This window comes from Methylophaga sp. UBA1464 (assembly GCF_002325665.1).
Lineage (GTDB): Bacteria > Pseudomonadota > Gammaproteobacteria > Nitrosococcales > Methylophagaceae > Methylophaga.
On the sequence record NZ_DCSO01000045.1, the window covers coordinates 17,924 to 22,686 of the forward strand.

At 44.2% G+C, this 4,763-nt stretch carries 5 protein-coding genes; 2 read left to right on the plus strand and 3 right to left on the minus strand.

The window, feature by feature from the left end; genetic code table 11:
- The 3 genes from groEL to B3O33_RS04755 all read right to left on the minus strand — a co-directional run.
- On the minus strand, positions 1–815 hold an 815-nt coding region (gene groEL / locus B3O33_RS04745), incomplete at its 3' end, for a chaperonin GroEL (RefSeq protein ID WP_349676295.1).
- Positions 816–874: 59 nt separating this feature from the next.
- The gene (groES, locus tag B3O33_RS04750) at positions 875–1,165 is read right to left on the minus strand and encodes a co-chaperone GroES (protein ID WP_292361200.1); all 291 of its coding nucleotides are present in this window, start codon (positions 1,163–1,165) and stop codon (positions 875–877) included.
- Between the two features lie 147 nt (positions 1,166–1,312).
- Positions 1,313–1,768 (minus strand): FxsA family protein, encoded by a 456-nt coding sequence (locus B3O33_RS04755; protein WP_292361201.1) that lies wholly within the window; start codon positions 1,766–1,768, stop codon positions 1,313–1,315.
- A gap of 228 nt (positions 1,769–1,996) precedes the next feature.
- On the opposite strand from B3O33_RS04755, the gene B3O33_RS04760 reads away from it, so the two are divergent.
- Complete coding sequence (locus tag B3O33_RS04760) at positions 1,997–3,412, plus strand: OprO/OprP family phosphate-selective porin (RefSeq protein ID WP_292361202.1); 1,416 nt, start codon at positions 1,997–1,999, stop codon at positions 3,410–3,412.
- A 107-nt stretch (positions 3,413–3,519) separates the two neighbouring features.
- Positions 3,520–4,763: ParB-like protein (locus B3O33_RS04765; RefSeq protein ID WP_292363094.1), on the plus strand; the 1,244-nt coding region annotated here is incomplete at its 3' end.

Genomic DNA, 4,763 nt, shown 5'->3' on the forward strand with positions numbered 1-4,763 from the left:
TTAACAATGCCACGCATGTTGTTTACAACCAGTGTAGCCAACGCTTCGCCTTCAACATCTTCTGAAACGATCAGCAACGGACGGCTGGACTTAGCGACAGCTTCCAATGTTGGCAGCAGTTCACGGATGTTAGAGATTTTTTTGTCGTACAGCAGAACGTAAGGGTCATCCAGGTTGGCTGACATGGTTTGCTGTTCGTTGACAAAGTAGGGAGACAGGTAGCCACGGTCAAACTGCATACCTTCAACAACGTCGAGTTCATTTTCAAAGCCACGACCGTCTTCAACCGTGATAACACCTTCTTTACCGACTTTTTTCATTGCTTCAGCAATGATGTCACCAACTGATTTGTCAGAGTTGGCAGAGATCGTACCGACTTGGGCGATAGCCTTGTCATCATCACAAGGTGATGACATTTTTTTCAGTTCATCAACTGCTGCAGTCACTGCCTTGTCGATACCGCGTTTCAGATCCATGGGGTTCATACCCGCTGTGACTGATTTCATGCCTTCACGCAAGATAGCTTGAGCAAGAACGGTAGCAGTCGTGGTACCGTCACCGGCAGCATCAGACGTTTGCGAAGCAACCTCTTTCACCATTTGGGCGCCCATATTCTCGAATTTATCCTCGAGCTCAATTTCTTTGGCAACAGAAACACCATCTTTAGTAATGGTGGGTGCACCGTAGCTTTTGTCCAAAATAACATTGCGACCTTTCGGTCCTAATGTCACTTTTACCGCATTAGCCAGCGTGTTAACGCCTTTGACCATTAGCTGGCGCGCATCAGCGCCAAATTTGACTTCTTTAGCAGCCATTTTAATTCCTCTTTATAGCTATGTTTAACGTAACCAGATGTGAAATCGTCGGGAAGCGCTTAAGCTTCGATCACAGCAACGATATCGTCTTCACGCATTACCAGCAGTTCTTCGCCTTCCACTTTGACTTCAGTGCCGGCATATTTGCCAAACAGCACTTTGTCACCGACTTTAACAGCCAGAGGACGGACGTCACCAGAATCGGTAGGTTTGCCGTTACCCGCTGCGATAATTTCGCCACGGGATGGTTTTTCTGCTGCATTGTCAGGAATGACAATTCCGCCAGCAGAGGTAGTTTCTTCTTCCATGCGACGAACAATCACACGATCATGAAGGGGACGAAGGTTCATTAGTTTTATCCTCCAAAAGTAACAAAAAATGACCAAGAAAATTCCAGGAACCCCTTTAATGGGGCTGCCAGAACAAACTTCAAGTGCCTGCGTTAAAAAATTTCTGAAAAAACTGTCAAATGCAGTGAATTGCTTGATTTATCAGCATCAACGAATATTGCGCTGTTCGTCATCCTTAATGACTTCGCCTTCAATGATGTCATCCGTTTGTGAATAGCGACTACGTGCCGACCATTGCTGACGGAATAGCACATTGCTGTTACGAATTAATTTCAGTAGCAAAGCACGTCGTAACGTTGGAATAAGTAATAAGAAGCCAACAGCATCAGTTACAAATCCCGGAATCAGCAAGAGAAAACCACTTATAAATAAAGTCATGCCCTCCAGCATTTCCAAAGCGGGTGTTTCGCCTCGCCGAATTGACTGCTGGGCACGCTGCATAGTGGCAAGCCCCTGTAACTTGACTAACCAGGCCCCCAACACTGCGGTGGCAATCACAAACAGAATGGTCCAACCCGCGCCAATGACTTCGCCAACCTCAATTAAAACGTAAATTTCAGCAATCGGCACCAGCAGAAATAGCAAAAAAAGCCACTTGAACATGTTCTTTCCTTAACGGATATCAATGATTCAATAGGTTGGGGCTTATATTGATTTTTCAAGCATTTTTGTCTTATCCAGGTTGTCGCGTTTTAACAACAAATTTCCACTTTTGTTGCTATGTAACACAACTGTAATAGAAACATCATCACCCTGAAACATTCCAGTCTTATGGTGTGCGGGTCTTCGGACTTAAGACCGATTTGTTTTATCAACTAAGAGGATAGCCCCTTGAAACTGAAACCTACATCTCTATTAATCGCCGGCGCACTGATGGGTGCAGCCGTTTTACCTGTTCAGGCTGACCCAATGGTCGACCTGCTGAAAGTGTTACGTGACAAAGGTACTATCAGCGCTGAAGATTATGAATTACTGGCGAATGCAGCTAAAGATAAAGAAGAACAAGCTGCTGCTGAAAAAGAAGAAATCATGACGAAGGTCGATAGTAAACCTTCTTCAATCGTTACATTAGACAAAAAAGGCTTGAATTTTGAGTCTTCTGATAAAGCATTTACTGCCAATATTGGCGGCCGTATTCATGCTGACTATGCGTTTATTGACGATAACTACTTTGACCGTAATGTTGATAGTGTTGACGAATTTGGTAATGGTGCAAAATTCCGCCGCGCTCGTATTGGTATGGAAGGCACCATGTTCACTGACTGGACCTATGCGTTAGAAATTAACTATGGTCAGGATGAAGCCACTGAGTTTACTGATGCAACTATCGGTTATGAAGGTTTTGAAAACGTCAAATTGAAACTGGGCCGCCATAAGATGCCAGTTGGTCTGGAAGAGCTGACCAGTTCTAATCGTATCTCAACAATGGAACGTTCCGGTCCTACAAATACATTTGCATTAGGTCGTCGTAATGGCTTGACTGTTGCAACCGGCGGTTCAAACTGGACATTAACTGGTGGTGCTTATCTTGGCGAAGGTGTTGAAAGTGATGGTTGGGAAGGTAAAGACTCTGATTATGGTTATGCAGGTCGTGTCACCTTTGCTCCAATTCAAGAGAAAGAAAAACTGGTTCATTTAGGTGCAAGCTACCACCATGTTGGTTTTGAAGAAACTTTTGATGGTAATAATTTAGGCAGTAATAACGGCCGTTTACGTGCCCGTCCTGGCATTCACTTCTTTAATGACCGCCCTGTACAAGTGAACTACGGTGGTACTGAAGATGCAGATACATTCGGTTTTGAAGCGGCCACTGTAATGGGGCCTTTCTCCTTACAGGCTGAATACTATACGCAACAGCTAAACCGCAAAGAAGCCAAGGATGCTGATGCTGATGGCTGGTATGCATTAGCGACTTACACTTTAACCGGTGAAGCTCGTGGTTATAAAGGTGGCGCAATGCGCACTATCTCACCGAAAAATCCTGTAGGTAAAGGTGGTTTTGGTGCCTGGGAACTGGTTGCTCGTTATGACGTACTGGATATCTGGGATAGCAGTGCAGCATTGGAAAATACCAGTGGTATTCGTGGAACAGAAAGCAATATCTGGACCTTGGGTGTGAACTGGTATGTGAACGACAATATTCGCTTTATGGCGAACTATGTTGATGCGGACATCAAATCTGATGATGCATCAGACTTGGAAGGCGATATCGAAGCCTTTATGTTCCGTGGTCAGGTTGCGTTCTAATTTGACGCAGCATATCTCCTGAGAAAAAGCCTCACCTTGGACTTCAAAGGTGGGGCTTTTTTTTGAATACCACCTGTTCAACGACTGTTAAATTCACGGAGTTCTTTATGAATGCTATGTCACGCTTAGTGATGTTATCGATAACCGGCCTGAGCCTCTTCAGCAGCATGGTTGTTGCTGACGATCATCTTGCCCAAGCCAAAAAAGGCGATGTTATCCCGGTTCAATTACATCAGCTTAAACCGACACAATCCTCTGTCGGCTATGACCAGGTTTTCTACAAACTGGGACGTTATGAAGGCGATACTGAAAAGAAATTTGATGAAATCTGTGAAGCCAATGGCCAGAAGGCCATTAAAGACTATTCCTCAAAATCCAATGTCGCTGTTGCCAGCTCATTTGAATGTACCGATCCCGTTGGTACAGCCACGAAAGATATGAAAACAGTGGTGATAGGCCCCGATAATGGTTTATATCTGACCGATGGTCATCATACGTTCAACGTGTTCTGGCATATGCCGGATGGCGGTGCCAATTTTGAAGTGCATGTTGTGGTTGCTGACGATTATCGTGATCTAACCTCGATGGATGATTTCTGGAGCAAGATGCAGGCAGAAAACAACTTATGGTTGTATGACGATAAGTTTGAACCAATTGATCGTAGTGCATTGCCAGAAAGTCTTGGTCTGGAAAACTTCCATAACAACTTATATCGCTCACTGGTTTATTTTTCCCGTGAAATTGTCTGGGATAAACCCAAACCAGCCATCAATTTTGTTGAGTTTTACTGGGGGAAAGAAATTTACAACAAAGTCGATTTAAGCCAATACGACTTAAATTCAATGAAGGGCTATAAAAAAGCCGTTAAAGACGTCAGTGACGCTATTTTAGCGGTGAAATCTGACAATGTCGGCGGTATTGGCATGTCTGCTTCCAGAATGGGTCAGTATGAAGGTTTTGATAAAAAGGAATTTGAAAAACTGTTTCGTGCCAATAAGAAAGTGGATTATATGCTGCGCTATAAAAAACAAATGACCGGTGCCGGTCTGAGTTTTGACAAAGCCATTAATCATAGTCATTCCATGCAGCTTAAAGATTCGTTCACGTTATCTTCAAACCAGGACTTAATGGCGGTTTCCGCCATTAATGTCGCAGGCGAAGTGAATGCTCTGATCGAAATTCCGACCGGTACATCTGCAAAATGGGAAATGAATAAAGACAACACTCAGGAAGTTATCTGGGAATTAAAAGATGACAAACCACGTATCGTGAATTACCTGGGTTACCCGGGAAATTACGGCACCATCCCCGGCACCGCAATGCCAAAAGAGCTTGGGGGTGATGGTGACCT

What these genes read in the sequence shown, in the direction of transcription:
- groES (WP_292361200.1), bottom strand. Translation starts at nt 1,165, where the DNA reads ATGAACCTTCGTCCCCTTCATGATCGTGTGATTGTTCGTCGCATGGAA.
- B3O33_RS04755 (WP_292361201.1), bottom strand. Translation starts at nt 1,768, where the DNA reads ATGTTCAAGTGGCTTTTTTTGCTATTTCTGCTGGTGCCGATTGCTGAA.